The sequence below is a fragment of the Streptomyces sp. TSRI0107 genome, assembly GCF_001905845.1.
Taxonomy (GTDB): domain Bacteria; phylum Actinomycetota; class Actinomycetes; order Streptomycetales; family Streptomycetaceae; genus Streptomyces.
The window spans coordinates 152646-169045 of the sequence record NZ_LIVZ01000010.1 but is presented as its reverse complement, the minus strand read 5'-3'; the positions used below and the strand labels follow the sequence as shown (position 1 = coordinate 169045).

Here is a 16400-nt window from a genome sequence, read left to right as displayed (position 1 = left end):
GCTGCACGCACCAGACCCCGCTCGACTCGGCCAAGACGTACCGTTCCCCACAGCCGGCCTGATCCAAACGACAGGGCCTAGCGCGGCAATGTCCGGGCCGTCGGCGGTCCGCTGGGCCAGGCCGGGGCCGCTCGGCTAGGCTCCTCAGGCATGTCTCACCCTGACGACCTGCTCCTCGGCATCGCCGAGGCAGTGGAGGCGCAGCACAGCAGTCGGATGTCCCTGACCGTGGTGGTCCCCGGAGCCGTCATCACGGGGCGGCTGGCGCCGGAGGACATGTGGAAGGAACGCGTGGCGGAGGTGCTGCGGGACTCGGAGAACCTGCAGCCTTTCGCGGGTGTGTTCGCCCGGTCCGGCGGCGGTTCCACCGATCGGCGCCCCACCCATCTCCACTTCCATCTCGCCCGCATCCTCCAGGGCAGCTTCGGCATCCCGGACACCGGCGGCATGTACCGCGTCGCCATCCAGGATGTGAGCGCCTGGACCATCGGGGACATCGGCTACTCGGATCAGTGAGCCCCCTCCCCGTGCCGGCCGACCGGCCACGGATGTGACGCGGGACACATTTTCCGGGCGATGAGTTCCGGCGCGGTCCGCGGTCTTCAACAACGACAGCGCCGCACGCGGACGACAGCGCCGCACGCAGAGGGGATGCCACCGCCATGACCGCAGCCGCCGTGAAGGGTCCCGCCAGCTACTTCCCGTCGATCGAGAAGAAGTACGGCCGTCCGATCGCCGAGTGGAAGGAGGTCATCCGCGCCTCCGGCCTGACCCGGCACATGGAGCTCGTCGGCATGCTCAAGACCGAGCACGGACTGGGCCACGGACACGCCAACGCGCTGGTCGCCCACACCCTCGCCGAGGGGCTGTGATCAGTCCCCCGTTGGCTGTGCTCAGGCCCGTTCCTTCCCGACCGCCTCGCGTACGGCCGGCGCGATCTCCTGGGCCCAGCGGGCCAGAGTCGTCGGGTCGGCGGTGCCGTGGTCCGCGGCGAAGAGGGTGAAGCCCGAGGCGCCGTGGTTCAGGACCGCGTCCGTGAGTTCGTCGGTCCACTGGGCGACCGAGCCGCCGAGCCAGCGGCCGTCACCGTCGCGTGGAGCGGCGACCGGGTGGTCGGTGATCCGGCCGGGCAGGTTGAAGATCGTGCGGATGGCGGCCGGGTCGCGGTCCGCGGCGCTCGCAGCCTCGTCGACGACCGGGCGCGAGGTCCGGTACCGCTCGCTGCGCCAGTCCGCCGCGTGGCCGGGGATCCAGCCGTCGGCCACCCTGCCGGTCGCGGCCAGCGACTTGGGGCCGACCGAGCCGGTCCAGATCGGGGGCGCGGGGACGGGAGCCGGATCGATGCCGTTCACCTGGTAGTGGCGGCCCTTGAACGTCACCGGGTCGCCGCCGCCCGACAGGAGCTTGACCAGGATCATCGCCTCCTCGAATGCCTCGACCGCCGCCCCCGGCGACAGGCGGGGCACGCCCAGGTCGGCGATGCGGTCCCACAGGCCGCCGGCGCCCATGCCGAGGACGACGCGGCCGCCGGAGATCGCCGAGAGGGAGGTCACCGCCCTCGCCAGCAGGGGTGCCGGGCGGCTCGGCAGGTTGGTGACGTTGGCGAAGCCGGCGATGTGCCGGGTGCGGCCGAGAAGGAAGCCGAGGGCCGCGTACGCGTCGGTCCGGTCGCCCAGGTAGGGGTGGTCGGAAAGGGAGAAGTGGTCGAGGCCGTCGCGGTCGGCCTGCTGGACCAGGGTCAGCAGCCCGGCTGTGTCCGCGATGCCGGTCGGGGCGCCGAAGCCGAAGACGACGGGTCGAGCGGAGATGTCGGGTCGAGCGGAGATGTCGGTGCCGGATTCCTCGTATGCCGGTTCGAACGTTTGCTGGTCGTCGCGCATCGCCAGTCCTCCCCCAGGAACACCAATAGGTTCGCACCACGAACCATATTGGTTCGTGGTGCGAACTTCAATCGGCGTCCCGGATGCGATCGTCGGCACCGGTCCCTCCCCTCGTGGGGACCGGTACCGGACGATCGGGTTCCGTACTCGCGCTGAGTGGTGGAGCGGCTACTGTGTCGGGTTCGGTCGAGATCCTGCCATTCAGTGGCTCCGAGGAGGAGGTTCCGGTGCCGGAATCCCGGCTAAGCCGCAGGTCAGACGTATAGAGTGAGTTTTCCGGTCCGGATGTCCCAGGTGGCGGAAGTAAGGGGTGAAGGCCTTGGGTTCCGACTCAGGGGCGGCACGCACAGCCTTCGCTGAACGGCTCGCGCTGCTGTACAGAGAGGCCGGCAATCCGCCACTGAAACGGGTCTCCGAGGCGGTCGCCCGACTGGAGCGGATCGACGAGCGGGGGCGGCCCGTACGGGTGTCCGCGCAGCGGATCAGCGACTGGCGGCGGGCGAAGAACGTGCCCGCGCAGTTCGCGGCGCTGGCGGCGGTGCTCCAGGTGCTGATCCCGCAGGCCCGCCGGATACGGGCCGTCCCGGTGAGTCCCGGGCTGTACGACGTGGCCGACTGGCAGCGGCTGTGGGGGCGGGCGGTGGCCGACCCGGTCGCCGAGCGGCCCGAGGACGCCGGGGAGGCCGGGGAGACGGAGGAAGCGGCCCTGCCGGGCGGTGTGTGCCCGTACCGGGGGCTCGCCGCCTACCGGCAGGAGGACGCCAGGTGGTTCTTCGGGCGGGAGCGCAGCACCGAGACGCTCGTCGCCCGGCTCGACGCCCTGGAGAAGGCCGGTACGGGCGGCCTGATGATGCTCGTCGGTGCCTCCGGCGCGGGGAAGTCCTCGCTCCTCAACGCCGGTCTGGTGCCGGCACTGCGCGACGGGCGGACCCGGCAGGTGCTGCACCTCGTACCGGGCCCGGACCCGCTCGGCGAGCTGTGCTCGCGCGTCCCCGGGCTCGCCGCGGTGCTGGGACGGGTCAGCGGGGCGGCGGGCGGGGCCGACGCCCCGGACGGGAGCAGCGCGCCCCCCGCCGAGGCCGACGGGCCGGACAAGGGCACCCGCACTCCGCCCAAGCCCGGCACGCCGAGCACACCAGACACGCCCAGCACGCCGAGCACACCAGATACGTCAAGCACATCAGACACACCGAGCACACCGAGCGCCGACACAACCACCCCCCACTTCCCCCATGCCGTCCGCCGCGCCTTCGCCGAGTGGGCGGAGCCCGGGGCCCGGCCGGTGGTGATCGTCGATCAGTTCGAGGAGGCGTTCACGCTCTGTCCCGACGAGGGTGACCGGCGCGCCTTCGTGCGGGTGCTGCACGCCGCCTGCTCCCCGGGTCCCGGGCCCGGCGGGTCGCCGCCGGTGCTCGTCGTGCTCGGCATAAGGGCCGACTTCTACGACCAGTGCCTGCGTTACCCGGAGCTCGCGGACGCGCTCCAGCACCGGCATATGGTGCTCGGGCCGCTGACCACCACCGAGCTGCGGGAGGCGGTCACCGGGCCGGCGAAGGCGGTGGGGCTGGAGCTGGAGCCGGGGCTGGCGGAGCTGATCGTGCGGGAGGTCGGCGCGGACGGGGCGCGCGCCCATGACGCGGGCGTGCTGCCGCTGCTCTCACACGCCCTGCTGGCCACCTGGCAGCGCCGCAAGGCGGGCCGGCTGACGCTGGCCGGGTACCGCGCCGCGGGCGGCATCCAGGGCGCGGTGGCGGCGACCGCCGAGCGGGCCTGGTCCGGGCTGGACCCGGCGGCCCGGACGGCGGCGCGGTTATTGCTGCTCCGGCTGGTCCGGGTGGGCGAGGACACCGCCGCGACCCGGCGGCGCGGCACCCGGCGGCAGCTGGCGGACGAGTCGACGGACCCGGACAAGACGGAGGAGTCGCTGGAGGCGCTGGTGCGTGCCCGGCTGGTGACCCTCGACGCGGAGACGGTGGAGATCACCCACGAGGCGCTGCTGCACGCCTGGCCCCGGCTGCGCGACTGGATCGACGAGGACCGGGGCGGCAATCTGCTGCGCCAGCGGCTGGAGGAGGACGGCCGGGCCTGGGAGGAGTCGCACCGGGACTCGGCGCTGCTGTACCGGGGGTCGCGGCTGGAGCAGGCGGACAGCTGGGCGAAGTCCGCCGGGGACACGTTCCTGACGCGCGGCGCGGTGGAGTTCCTGGCCGCCTCGGTGCGGCTGCGCCGGCGGACCGCGTGGATCAGCCGGGGGGCGATCGCGGCGCTGGTGGTGCTCGCGCTGGTGGCGGTCGGGTCGGCGCTGGTGGCCTGGCAGCAGCGGGACGACGCGGTGTTCGAGCAGGTGGTCGCCGAGGCCGACCGGGTCCAGCACACCGACCCGTCGCTGTCCGCGCAGCTCGACCTGGTGGCGCACCGGCTGCGCCCGAACGACGCCGGTACCAACAACCGGCTGCTCTCGATCGTGAACGCGCCGCTGGCCACGCCGCTGCTCGGCCACACCGGCGCGGTCTACCTCACCTCGTTCAGCCCGGACGGCCGTACCCTCGCCACCGCCAGCTACGACCGGACCGTACGGCTGTGGAACGTCGCCGACCCGACCCGGCCGGAGCCTCTGGGCAAGCCGCTGACCGGGCACTCCAGCTGGGTGAGCAGCGCGGTGTTCAGCCCGGACGGCCGCACGCTCGCCAGCGCGGGCGACGACGGCACCGTCCGGCTGTGGGACGTACGGGATCCCGCTCACCCGCGCCCGCTGGGCGAGCCGCTGACCGGGCACGAGGGCACGGTGTACCTGCTGGCGTTCAGCCCGGACGGCCGGACCCTCGCCTCCGCCAGCGAGGACCACACGGTCGGTCTGTGGGACGTGCGGGAGCCGGGGCGGGCGCGGGCGCTCGGGAAGCTGTCCGGGCATGACGCCGCCGTGCGGTCGGTGGCGTTCAGCCGGGACGGGCGGGTCCTGGCGGCCGGCGGCGACGACACCACGATCCGGCTGTGGGACACCGCCGACCCGCGCCGCCCGAAGCCGCTCGGCCCGACGCTGACGGGGCACACGGACACCGTGCACTCGGTGGCGTTCAGCCCGGACGGCCGGACGCTGGCCAGCGGCGGCGCGGACGACACCGTCCGGCTGTGGGACGTGGCCGACGCCGGGCACGCCGCCCGGCTCGGCGCCCCGCTCACCGGGCACACCGGCCCGGTCTGGTCGGTGGCGTTCAGCCCGGACGGCCGGACGCTCGCCGCCGCCAGCGCGGACAGCACGGCCAGCCTGTGGAACGTCAGCGACCGGGAGTACCCCGCTCAGGTGGGGGAACCGCTGGCGGGCAGCAGCGGGGAGATGTACGCGCTCGGGTTCAGCCCGGACGGGCGCACCCTGGCCACCGGCAGCGGGGACAGCAAGGTGCGGCTGTGGTCGCTGCCGACCTCCGACATGATCGGCCGCAGCGGGGCGTTCAGTCCGGACGGGCGGTTGCTCGCCACCGCCGCGCGTGACGGCAGGGTCCGGCTGTGGGACGTACGGCGGACGCACCGGCCGGTGCGGCTGGGCGAGCCGTTCGTGCCCGGGGACGGCGGCGACCGGTCGCTGGCGTTCTCGCCGGACGGCAAGCTGCTGGCGGTGCTGACGGCGAAGCGGTCGGTGTACCTGTGGAACGTCGCCGACCCGGAGCATCCGGTTCCGGCGGGCCCGCCGATCACCCTGCGCACCCGGTTCATGGGACCCGACGCGCTGGCCTTCGCCCCGGACGGGCGCACCCTGGCGACCGCTTACGACGACCGGACCGTCCGGCTGTGGAACATCGCCGACCCGGCCCGGCCCCGGCCGCTCGGCACACCGCTCACCGGCCACCGGGGGTACGTCAACGCGCTGGTGTTCAGCCCCGACGGCCACACCCTGGCCAGCGGCAGCGCGGACGGCACCTTACGGCTGTGGGACGTGACCGACCCCGCGCGGGCCACCCGGCTCGACGCACCGCTCACCGACCACCGCGGCCCGGTCAACGTGCTCGCCTTCAGCCCCGACGGGCACACCCTGGCCAGCGGCAGCGACGACGACACGGTGCGGCTGTGGACCCTCGACGACCCTCTCGAGGGCGCCCGCCCGGCCGCCACCCTCACCGGGCACACGGAGGCGGTCGTGTCGCTGACGTTCAGCGGCGACGGCCGGACCCTGGCGAGCGGCGGCAACGACAACACGGTCCGGCTGTGGCACGTCGCCGACCCTGGGGACGCCGAGCCGATCGGCCAGTCCATGAGTCCCAACGGCAAGACCGGCAACTTCCTCTCCTTCAGCCCCGCCGGGAACATGCTCGGCGTGTCCAGCGGCACCGACACCGTGCGGCTGTGGAACCTCGACGTCGACCGGGCGATCGAGCACATCTGCGCGACCACGCGGGGCGTACTGACGCGCGAGAAGTGGGCCGAGTACCTTTCGCGCCTCTCCTACGACCCGCCGTGCGACGGCTAGTCGAGTGATACCGCTCACAACCCTTCGGCGGTCTGAGGCAGTCGGGTCCCGTCGTGCGGGACGCCTTGTTAGGCTGGGTGTCAGCCCGATCGCTGGTGTATCCCCCGTCACCAGCGATCGGGCACTTCCATGTCCGGCGCAGCCGGGCGGATCGCCGCCCTCCGCATAGGCTGGGGCCGTGTCCCAGGCGTACGAAGAGACCACGGACCCACGGCGGCCCGGGCGCACCCCGGCCGTCCGTGACAACAACCGCCACCAGTGGGAGAAGGACCGCGCCCGGCAGCCGCGGGCCGCCCGCGCCCGCACCGGCGCCACCGAGCGGGACACCGGAGTCCACACCGGCGACCTGGAGTTCGTCGCCGCCTACCGGCGGACCGCGGCGACCGCGGAGCTGGCCGAGGCGTTCGGCGTCCCGGAAGGCACTCCCCTGCTGGAGCGTGCCTACCGCACCCGGCACGCCGGCGAGGCCGCCCCCTTCAGCATCGTCACCTCCTACCTGCGCCGCGATCTGATCGACGGCAACCCCGACCTGCTCGACGAGACCAACGAGCCCTGGCCGGGCGGCACCCAGAGCCAGCTGCACTCCGTCGGCATCGAGGTGGACCGGGTCGAGGAGCGCGTCACCGCCCGCCCGGCCCGCCCGCTGGAGGCCCGGGAGCTGGACCTGCCGCCCGGCGCGCCGGTGCTCCGGCTGCGCAAGACGTCGTACGACATCCACGACCGGGTCGTCGACGTGTCCTTCCTGACGCTGCCCGGCGACCGTACCGAGCTGCGTTTCACCACTCACCTGGAAAGGTGGTGAGCGCGCCCGTGAGCCGGCGCATCACCGTCGTCACCGCCGTGCACGCCCCGTCGGCCGGCTTCCTGTCCGAGGCGTACGTGTCGCTGCGCGCCCAGCGGCTGCCCGAGGGCTGGGAGTGGCGCTGGCTGGTCCAGGAGGACGGCGAGACGGACGCCGTACGCCCGCACGTCCCCGACGACGAGCGTGTCACCTTCCGGCAGGGGCGGCCCGGCGGGCCCGGTGTCGCCCGCACGATCGCGCTGGCGCACGCCGACGGGGAGTACGTGAAGGTCCTCGACGCCGACGACCGGCTCACGCCGGGCGCGCTCGCCCGTGACCTGGCGGCCCTGGAGGCGGATCCCGGCCTGGGCTGGGCCACCTCCCGCGTCCTCGACCTCCTCCCCGACGGCTCGACCGTCGGCTTCCCCGACGATCCGGAGGAGGGCCCGCTGGAGCCCGGCACCGTCCTCGCGCACTGGGCGTCGAACGGCTACCGCGCCCCCGTCCACCCCGCCTCCCTGTTCGCCCGCCGCGACCTGCTCCTCGCGCTCGGCGGCTGGATGGCGCTGCCCGCCTCCGAGGACACCGGGCTGCTGCTCGCCCTGGACGCGGTGAGCCGCGGCTGGTTCACCGGGGAGGCCGGTCTGCTCTACCGCAAGTGGGAGGGCCAGGTCACCGGGCAGCCGGCGCACACGGACACGGCGGAACGGCAGGCCCGGATGGCGGTGGTGGAGGCCCGGGCGCGGGCGCTGGCGGGGTGCGGGTGGCGGTGGCCCGTCACCCGGTGAGGGTGATCGCCTGGGACGGGCAGCCCTCGGCCGCCTCGCGCACCCTCGGGTCGTCGTCGGTCTCCTCGCGGCCCGGCAGCACGGCGCCGAAGCCGTCCACCGCGGTGAAGACGTGCGGCGCGCGGTACACGCAGTCGCCGGAGCCGTAGCAGAGCTCGGGGTCGACGCGGACCTTCATATGCCCTCCAGGCGGTCGCGGATCAAGCCGGTCGTCATCGCTGAACTGCCCGGCGGGCGCCGCCCCGAACCCGGTCAGCCGGCGGTACCGGCCGTCGTCAGCCACCCGGCCAGGCGGCGGACCGTGGTCTCGTCCAGCCGGTCCACAAGGGTGTGGACGGCGGTCCGGTCGTCGTCCGTGAGGTCGTGGAGGCCCGCCATGCCGAGGCCCGCCATCAGGACCTGGTGGCGGCGGTCCGTCATGCGCTCCGCCGGCTTGGCCGGCTCCGGCCGGGGGGCGGTGCCGGTGGCGGCGGGCGTCCGGGCGGGGGCCCCGGTGTCGTAGCGGTGCCAGGCGCCGTCCTTCGGGCCCCACAGGGCGACGGCGGTGTTCTCGCCGCGGGCCCGCAGCGTCTGGGTCATCTCGCCCGGCGCGTACCGGACCGGTCCGCGGTACGGGGACTCGGCGCACACCCGCCAGGAGGCCGAGGCGGGCTGGTGGATCAGGAGGACCCAGCGGGCGGGCCGGGGGGCCGGTGGTCTGTCGGCACGGCGCTCATCCCTTCACGGACGGCTTGGCGCGGCGACCACAGCTGACGGAGCATCAGTTCTCCAGAGATATCCGGTCTCCGGCGTTCACGTACCTTGATCGGATGAACTCGCAGAGCTATCTGTCCGACCTGTTCTCGCTCGACGGCCGCGTCGCCCTCGTCACCGGCGGCAGCTCCGGGATCGGGCGGGCCATCGCCGGGGCGCTGGCGCGGGCCGGCGCGCGAGTGGTGGTCGTGGCGCGCCGGGAGGCGGAACTGCGGGCGACCGTGGCGGAGCTGACCGCCGACGGCTGCCGGGCGGACTGGGTGAGCGCGGACCTCGGCGACCGGCGGGCCGTGCGGGAGGCCGCCGACCGGGCCGCGGCCGTCTTCGGGGAGCCGGACATCCTCGTGAACTCCGCGGGCGTCAACCTGCGCCCGCCGCTCGGCGAACTCGGCGACGACGTCTGGGAGACCACCATCGCCGTCAACCTGGAGGCGCCCTTCCTGCTCGGGCAGCGGTTCGGGCCCGGCATGGCCGAGCGGGGCTTCGGGCGGATCATCCACATCAGCTCGCAGCAGGCGCACCGCGCGTTCGTGCAGAGCGGCGCGTACGGGGTGTCCAAGGGCGGACTGGAGTCGCTGGCCCGGTCGCAGGCGGAGGCCTGGTCGCCGTACGGCGTCACCTGCAACACGCTCGTGCCGGGCTTCGTGATGACCCCGCTCAACGAACGGCTGTCCTCCGACCCCGCCAAGGTCGCCGAGCTGGCCGCGCGCACGATGACCGGCCGCAACGGGCTCGCCGAGGACTTCGAGGGCGCGGCGGTGTTCCTGGCGAGCCGCGCCTCCGGGTACATCACCGGGCAGTCGCTCTTCGTGGACGGCGGACTGTCCGTGCACTGACCCCCGCCGGCCCCGCGCCGACCGCACTGACGTGTGATCAATTGCTGGAACCGGCAACACCTTTGGGGCAGTGTTTCCTCACATGGGGAGCGTTCCGAATCAGGGTCTGCCGGGTGATGCGACCGCGCACATGGTGGTGTGCGGCGACGACGGACTCGCGCACCGGCTCGCCGCCGAGCTCCGGAGCGTCTACGGCGAACAGGTCACGCTCGTCGTGCCGCCCTCCGGCCGCCGGGTGCGCCAGCCGGTCGTCGGGCGGGCCCGCGCCGCGTCGGCCGCGCTGCTCGACCGGATGGTGAACGCCGCCGTGGGCCGGGGCAACGGCAACGGCAACACCAGCGGCACCCCCGAACCCTCCGGGGCCGAACGGGTCGTCGAGGCGCCCGAGCTGACGGAGGCCGTGCTCGCCGAGGCGGGCGTGGAGCGGGCGGCCGCGCTGGCGCTGGTGTACGACGACGACGAGACCAACATCCGTGCCGCGCTGGCCGCCCGCCGTCTCAACCACCGGCTCCGGCTGGTGCTGCGCCTCTACAACCGGCGGCTCGGCCAGCACATCGAGGACCTGCTCGACCAGGCCGCCACCCTGGCCCTCGGCGACGGCGCCACCGGCTTCGACGCCTCGACGACCGTGCTGTCCGACGCCGACACGGCCGCGCCCGCGCTGGCCGCCACCGCGCTCGCCGGGACCAGCAAGGTCCTCCAGACGGACGGGCTGCTGCTGCGGGCGGTGGAGCGGCAGCCGCCGGCGCCCGGCGAGGTGGCCGACCCCGGCCTGGCCACACTCGCGTTGCTCTCCGCGACCAGCAACGACCCGGCCGGCGCCGACGGCTCCGAGGGCAGCGGGGAGCAGGGGCCGCAGCTCCTGCCGGACGCGGCGACGGTGCGGGCGGCGACCGGGCGGGGCGCGGTGGTGCTGGAGCAGGTGTCGTACTCCGGGCCCGCCCAGAGCACGCGGAGCGGCGGTGCGCTGCCGTTCGCCTCGCTGTTCTCGCGGCGGCTTCGGTGGTCGCTGTTCGGGCTGGTGGCGTGTGTGATCGCGCTGGCCGTGGCACTGAAGGTGGTGACCGGCGAGCACCTGCTCTACGCCACCTACGTGACACTGCTCGACCTGTTCGCGATCAACGAGCCCGCGCTCCAGCAGTCCACCGCCCGGCAGGTGCTGCAGCTGCTGTCGGGGCTGGTCGGGTTGCTGCTGCTGCCGGTGCTGCTGGCCGCGGTGCTGGAGGGGCTGGGCACCTTCCGGAGCGTGTCGGCGCTGCGCAGGCCCCCGCGCGGGCTGGGCGGGCACGTGGTGCTGCTCGGGCTGGGGAAGATCGGGACGCGTGTGCTGACCCGGCTGCGGGAGCTGCACATCCCGGTGGTGTGCGTGGAGTCCGACCCGGAGGCGCGGGGGATGGCCACGGCACGGCGGCTGCGGGTGCCGGTGGTGCTGGGCGATGTCACCCAGGAGGGCGTGCTGGAAGCCGCCAAGATCCATCGCGCGCACGCGCTGCTCGCGCTGACCAGCGCGGACACCACCAACCTGGAGGCGGTGCTGTACGCCCGCTCGGTGCGGCCGGATCTGCGGGTGGTGCTGCGGCTGTACGACGACGACTTCGCGACCGCCGTGTACCGGACCCTCCGGGCCGCGCATCCGCACGCACTGACCCGCAGCCGGAGCGTGTCCCATCTGGCGGCGCCCGCGTTCGCCGGGGCGATGTTCGGGCGGCAGATCCTCGGGGCGATCCCGGTGGAGCGGCGGGTGCTGCTGTTCGCCGCGGTGGACGTCGGCGGGCATCCCCGGCTGGAGGGGCGGACCGTCGCGGAGGCGTTCCGGCCGGGGGCGTGGCGGGTGCTGGCGCTGGACACGGGGGTGGCCGAGGACCGCGCGGCGGTGGACGACGGGGACGGCGACGCCGCCGCCGCGCGGCCGTCCGGGCTGGTCTGGGACCTGCCCGACGGCTACGTCCTCAAGGACGGCGACCGGGTCGTGCTGGCGGCGACCCGGCGGGGTCTCGCGGAGCTGCTGGGACGGCGGGGACGGGAGCGGGCGGGCGCCTGACGCCGCCCGGGGGCCCCGCCCCGCCGTCCTTCTCAGCCCTTCTTGAGTCCTTCTCAGCCCTTCTCAGTCGCCTTCTCAGGCACCCGACAGGTGCCGCTCCGCGAACTCCAGCTCCAGCCGGACCTGCTTGATCCGTTCGTCCACGACCAGCGAGCCGTGTCCCGCGTCGTAGCGGTACACCTCGTGGTCCGCGCCCCGGGCCTCGAGCCGCTTGACGTAGTTCTCGATCTGGCGGATGGGGCAGCGGGGGTCGTTGACTCCGGCGGAGATGTAGACCGGGGCCTTGACCTGGTCGACGTAGGTCAGCGGGGACGACGCCTCGAACCGCTCGGGGACCTCCTCGGGGGTGCCGCCGAGCAGGGTGCGGTCCATGGCCTTCAGGGCCTCCATCTCGTCGTGGTACGCGGTGACGTAGTCCGCGACGGGGACCGCGGCGATGCCCAGCGTCCAGAAGTCCGGCTGGGTGCCGAGGCCGAGCAGCGTGAGGTAGCCGCCCCAGGAGCCGCCGGTGAGGATCAGCCGGGCGGGGTCGGCCAGGCCGGAGGTGATCGCCCACTCCCGGACCGCCGCGATGTCCTCCAGCTCGATCAGGCCGACGCGGTGCTTCAGGGCGTCCGTCCAGGCGCGGCCGTAGCCGGTGGAGCCGCGGTAGTTCACCCGCACCACCGCGTACCCGTGGTCCACCCAGGCCGCCGGGCCGGCCGCGAAGGAGTCGCTGTCGTGCCAGGTCGGGCCGCCGTGGATGTCGAAGACGGTGGGGAGCGGGCCGGTCGCGCCGGCCGGCTTCTGCACCAGGGCGTGGATGCGGCCGCCGGGGCCCTCCACCCACACGTCCTCCACGGGCACCGAGCCCGGCGACTTCATCCCCGGCGGGTCCAGTACGACCCCGCCGCGCGTGGAGCGCACCGCGGACGGCTCGGCGGCCGACGACCACAGGTACTCGACGCTGCCGTCGGGGCGGGGCGTGGCGCCGGAGACCGTGCCGGGCGGGGTCGGGATGCGCTCCAGGCGGCGGCTCGCGAAGTCGTACCGGAACAGTTCGCTGCGGGCCTCGAAGCTGTGCCCGATGAGCAGTCCCGAGCCGTCCGGGTACCACTCGGCGCTGACGTCGCCGGGCAGCTCCAGGGCGAGGTCGCTCTCCTCGCCGGTCGCCACGTCCCACACCAGCGGTTCCCAGCGGCCGCGCCGCTGGTGGCCGATGAGCAGCCGGGTGTCGCCGTCGACCGGGGCGAAGCCCAGCACCTCCAGGCCCAGCTCCTCGCTGCCGCCCTTGGTGTCGTCCAGCTCGGCGACCGTGCTGCCGTCGGTGCGCAGCACGCGCAGCGCCGAGTGCATGGCGTCTCCGTGCTCGGTGTGCTCGACGGCGATCAGCGTCCCGTCGTGCGAGAGGTCGCCGACGCCCGCCGACTCGCGGTGCCGGTAGATCTCCACCGGCGCCTCGCCCTCGCGGGCGAGGTGGATCGTGGTGCCGTCCTCGTCGGTGGAGCGGCCGATCACCGCCGTACGCCCGTCCCGGCCGAGGGCCAGGCCGGCCGGGTAGGACGGGTCCAGGCCGGGCACCGCGAGGTCGTCCTCGCCGCCCTGGAAGGGCTGGCGGCGCCAGACGCCGAACTCGTCGCCGTCCTTGTCGTCGAACCACCAGATCCAGGTGCCGTCCGGGGAGAGCACGCCGTCCGTGGTGCCGTTGGGGCGGTGGGTGACCTGGCGTTGCTCGCCGGTCGCGCGGTCCCACGCGTACAGCTCGTACGTCCCCGTCGCGTTCGACACGAACAGGGAGCGGTCCGGGGCGTCCTGTGCCCAGTCGGGCAGTGACACCCGCGGTGCTCTGAAGCGCTTTTCCCAGTCCGGCATGTCCTCGGTCCGCCGGGTCGCGGCGACCGCGTTGCTCTCAGTCATGACCCCATACTGCCCGTCCCCGCCGACATTCCGCGGGCAAGGCCCCCAGCCTGTGGAAAACTTCCGGATCATGTCCGCTCACCAGCCCTCTTCCGCCCCGTCGGCCCCGCCCGCCCCGTCCGGCCAGGGCCCCGTGCGGAGCCGCTGAGCCCCGACCCCACCGGCGGGCCCCCGCCACCGCCCCCGTACCTTTGAAGGCGTGTACCGGTTTCTGCTGACGCCCCGCTGGTGGGGCATCAACGTCTTCGTGGCGCTCGCCATCCCCTTCTGCGTGTTCATGGGGTCCTGGCAGTTGAGCCGGTTCGAGGACCGGGTGGACAGCCATCGCGGCGCGGACGCGCGGGCCGCGCGGGACCAGCGGGAGGCGGCCCGTCCGCTGGCCGAGCTGCTGCCGGTGACCAAGGCGACCGCGGGCAAGCAGACCACCGCGACCGGCACCTACGGCAAGCAGCTGCTCGTTCCCGACCGGGAGCTGGACGGCAAGCGCGGCTACTACGTGCTGACGCTGCTGCGCACCGACGGCGGCGAGGCGCTGCCGGTCGTGCGCGGCTGGCTGCCCGGCACCGCCGACCCGGCGCGGGCCCCCGCCCCGCCGGCCGGCGAGGTCACGGTCACCGGCGCGCTGCAGGCGTCCGAGAACCCGGGTGAGAACGGGGTCAGCGCGGCGGGCGGACTGCCGTCCGGGCAGACCGCCGCGATCAGCGCGGCCTCGCTGGTCAACCTGGTGCCGTACGACCTCCACGACGGCTGGGTCACCCTCAACGAGGCCGACTCCGGCATGAAGACGGTCCCCGTGGCGGTGACCCCGGACACCGGTCTCGACCTCAAGGCGTTCCAGAACCTCGGCTACACCGGCGAGTGGTTCGTCTTCGCCGGCTTCGTCGTCTTCATGTGGTTCCGGCTGTTCCGGCGCGAGCTGGAGTTCGCCCGGGACGCGGAGATGGGGATCGCGCCGGACGAGGAGGAGCGGGTGTCCGCCCCGTCCGGCAGCCGAGCCGGGTGAGCCGCGCGGGCTACGAGGCGGACAGCATCCCGGTGCGGTAGACGGTCCCCGCGCACGCGTTGGGCACGGTGACGCCGGTCGACGCTCCCGCGTCCGCGGTGTACGACACGGCGACGCTGCCGTCGAGGGTGCCGTCCTCCCTGATCAGCTGGGTGGTCGTGCCGGTGTCGCCGCCCGTGGAGGTGCCCTCGGGCGTGGTGCCGCTCGTCTCGGTGGGCGTCGGGTCGGGGCTCGGGTCGGGGCCGCCCGTGCCGCCGCCGTCGGTGCCGCCGTCGCCGCCGCCGGTGGGGCAGGTGTCGGACGGCACCCAGGCGAACTTCACCTCGTACGCCGCCCCGGGCAGCAGCACCAGCTGCGGCACTTCCAGGGACGGGTCGGGCAGGCCGGCCGCCGGGTCGCCGGCGGTGTGGGAGACCAGGCTGATCCTGGCGGGGTCGGCCGCGCCCTGGGCCAGCGGGACCAGGCTTCCGGGGCCGCTGACGGTGCAGCTGCCGCCGGAGATGTTGGTGATCCGGAAGGTGCCGTAGACGGTGCCCATGGAGTCCGGGGCGTCGACGCCGCCGGTGGCGCCGAGCTGGTCGGCCGTGCACACCGCGGTGGTGTCGGCGCTCGGCGCCGACGGGTCGGCGCTGCCGCCGGACCCGCTCTCGGTGCTGCCGCCCTTGCCCTTGTCGGGGTTCTTCTCGCCGTCCTCGCCCTTCTCCTCCTGCTTGCCGGAGGAGCTGCCGGAGCTCTCGCCGCCGCCCGCGGTGCTCTTGCCGTCTCCGGTGCCGCCCTGGGCCTGGGAGCCGTGGCCGGCGATGGAGGGGTTGGCGTCGGGGCCGGTGGCGTTGGAGACGTGCACCAGGGCCGGGACGGCGGTGCCGACGAAGAGCGCGGCGGCGGCCATGCCGACGACGGCCTGCCGCTTGCGCGCCCGCCGGGCGGGGACCGCCCGCCGCAGGTGCTCCAGGGTGCCGTCGCGCGGCGCGATGTCCTCGACCGCGCCGTGCAGCAACCGGCGCAGTGCCAGCTCGTCCGAGTCGAGCCCTTCGGGGCTCTGTTCGTCGGGGCTGTGGTTCACGGTTCCGTTCCCAGCGTGCGTTTGCTTCGGCTTGTGCTCGGGCGCCTCGGTCGGCTCGGGCACCCCGGCCTCGGTCGGCTCGGTCGGCTCGGGCGCCCCGGTCGGCTCGCGTGGTTCTCCGGTCATGCCGGCGCCTCCATGGCGACCCGGAGGGCGGCGATGCCACGGGACCCGTACGCCTTCACCGAGCCCAGCGATATGCCGAGGGTCTCGGCGACCTGGGCCTCCGTCATGTCCGCGAAGTAGCGCAGGACCAGGACCTCGCGCTGGCGGCGCTGGAGGCCCTTCATCGCCTGGATGAGGTCGCGGCGCTCCAGCTGGTCGTAGGCGCCCTCCTCCGCGCTCGCCATGTCCGGCATCGGCTTGGAGAGCAGCTTCAGGCCGAGGATGCGGCGGCGCAGGGTGGAGCGGGACAGGTTGACGACGGTCTGCCGGAGGTAGGCGAGCGTCTTCTCCGGGTCGCGGACGCGCTTGCGCGCGGAGTGGACGCGGATGAACGCCTCCTGGACGACGTCCTCGCAGGAGGCGGTGTCGTCGAGGAGGAGGGCTGCGAGACCCAGCAGGGAGCGGTAGTGGGCGCGGTACGTCTCGGTGAGGTGGTCGACGGTGGTACCGGCGGCCTGCGTCTCCTCGGTGTACTCGGCACCGTCACGCTGACTGGGTATGCGGGCGGGCCGCGCTGCGGGCATGGGCGCGATCACCGGCATGCCGCCGGGCGCGCCGGGCATGCGGGTGCGAACCGGCCGGCGGGGCGGCCGGAGAGCCGTGCCGCGGGTCGGCGCTGGGAAGTCGAGAACCTCTGCCACGCCAGTTGGACACGTTCACCCCCGGCATGGTTGTACGTGCCGAGCGTCACGTTCGATCTCGCGTCAGGCAGCACAGCCGACGGTGCCTCAA

General features: G+C 74.2%; 14 protein-coding genes. 8 read left to right on the top strand and 6 right to left on the bottom strand.

Translation table 11 applies throughout. From position 1 onward, the window contains the following. Positions 1-150: 150 nt before the first annotated feature. Both AMK31_RS26635 and AMK31_RS26630 read left to right on the top strand, forming a co-directional pair. Entirely contained in the window at positions 151-516 is a 366-nt protein-coding gene (locus tag AMK31_RS26635) for a hypothetical protein (RefSeq protein ID WP_073943189.1), read from the top strand. Between the two features lie 146 nt (positions 517-662). After that, a complete protein-coding gene (locus AMK31_RS26630) occupies positions 663-872 on the top strand; it encodes a DUF4287 domain-containing protein (RefSeq protein ID WP_073943188.1) in 210 nt (69 codons plus the stop codon). A gap of 21 nt (positions 873-893) precedes the next feature. On the opposite strand, the gene AMK31_RS26625 is transcribed toward AMK31_RS26630, so the two are convergent. After that, on the bottom strand, positions 894-1880 hold the full coding sequence (locus AMK31_RS26625) for an LLM class flavin-dependent oxidoreductase (RefSeq protein ID WP_198948577.1): 987 nt from the start codon (positions 1878-1880) through the stop codon (positions 894-896). 310 nt (positions 1881-2190) lie between these two features. On the opposite strand from AMK31_RS26625, the gene AMK31_RS26620 reads away from it, so the two are divergent. The 3 genes from AMK31_RS26620 (at position 2191) to AMK31_RS26610 (ending at position 7911) form a co-directional block, all read left to right on the top strand. After that, the gene (locus AMK31_RS26620; RefSeq protein WP_073943187.1) at positions 2191-6342 is read left to right on the top strand and encodes a WD40 repeat domain-containing protein; all 4152 of its coding nucleotides are present in this window, start codon (positions 2191-2193) and stop codon (positions 6340-6342) included. A 178-nt stretch (positions 6343-6520) separates the two neighbouring features. Next, a complete protein-coding gene (locus AMK31_RS26615; RefSeq protein ID WP_073943186.1) occupies positions 6521-7144 on the top strand; it encodes a UTRA domain-containing protein in 624 nt (207 codons plus the stop codon). 8 nt (positions 7145-7152) lie between these two features. Further along, positions 7153-7911: a glycosyltransferase family 2 protein gene (locus tag AMK31_RS26610; protein ID WP_073943363.1), complete on the top strand. Its 759-nt coding sequence runs from the start codon at positions 7153-7155 to the stop codon at positions 7909-7911. Here the strand turns inward: AMK31_RS26610 and AMK31_RS26605 are convergent. Together AMK31_RS26605 and AMK31_RS26600 are read right to left on the bottom strand one after the other, a co-directional pair. Further along, complete coding sequence (locus AMK31_RS26605; RefSeq protein ID WP_073943185.1) at positions 7901-8089, bottom strand: ferredoxin; 189 nt, start codon at positions 8087-8089, stop codon at positions 7901-7903. The genes AMK31_RS26610 and AMK31_RS26605 overlap by 11 nt on opposite strands. 74 nt (positions 8090-8163) lie before the next feature. After that, positions 8164-8490, bottom strand: coding sequence for a hypothetical protein (locus AMK31_RS26600; protein ID WP_241842735.1), 327 nt, complete (start codon positions 8488-8490; stop codon positions 8164-8166). A 230-nt stretch (positions 8491-8720) separates the two neighbouring features. Between AMK31_RS26600 and AMK31_RS26595 the strand changes: the two genes are divergently transcribed. Then, complete coding sequence (locus AMK31_RS26595) at positions 8721-9500, top strand: SDR family NAD(P)-dependent oxidoreductase (RefSeq protein WP_073943183.1); 780 nt, start codon at positions 8721-8723, stop codon at positions 9498-9500. Between the two features lie 130 nt (positions 9501-9630). After that, positions 9631-11541, top strand: a complete 1911-nt coding sequence (locus AMK31_RS26590; RefSeq protein WP_073943182.1) for an NAD-binding protein — start codon at positions 9631-9633, stop codon at positions 11539-11541. 75 nt (positions 11542-11616) lie between these two features. Here AMK31_RS26590 and AMK31_RS26585 read toward each other — a convergent pair whose 3' ends face one another. Beyond that, positions 11617-13437, bottom strand: a complete 1821-nt coding sequence (locus tag AMK31_RS26585) for a S9 family peptidase (protein ID WP_073943181.1) — start codon at positions 13435-13437, stop codon at positions 11617-11619. Positions 13438-13636: 199 nt separating this feature from the next. On the opposite strand from AMK31_RS26585, the gene AMK31_RS26580 reads away from it, so the two are divergent. After that, positions 13637-14440 (top strand): SURF1 family protein, encoded by an 804-nt coding sequence (locus AMK31_RS26580; RefSeq protein WP_073943180.1) that lies wholly within the window; start codon positions 13637-13639, stop codon positions 14438-14440. Positions 14441-14450: 10 nt separating this feature from the next. Here the strand turns inward: AMK31_RS26580 and AMK31_RS26575 are convergent, their stop codons facing one another. Continuing rightward, positions 14451-15629, bottom strand: coding sequence for a hypothetical protein (locus AMK31_RS26575; protein WP_241842728.1), 1179 nt, complete (start codon positions 15627-15629; stop codon positions 14451-14453). Further along, positions 15626-16231: a SigE family RNA polymerase sigma factor gene (locus AMK31_RS26570; RefSeq protein WP_073943179.1), complete on the bottom strand. Its 606-nt coding sequence runs from the start codon at positions 16229-16231 to the stop codon at positions 15626-15628. The genes AMK31_RS26575 and AMK31_RS26570 overlap by 4 nt, the downstream gene beginning before the upstream one ends. Between the last annotated feature and the right edge of the window lie 169 nt (positions 16232-16400).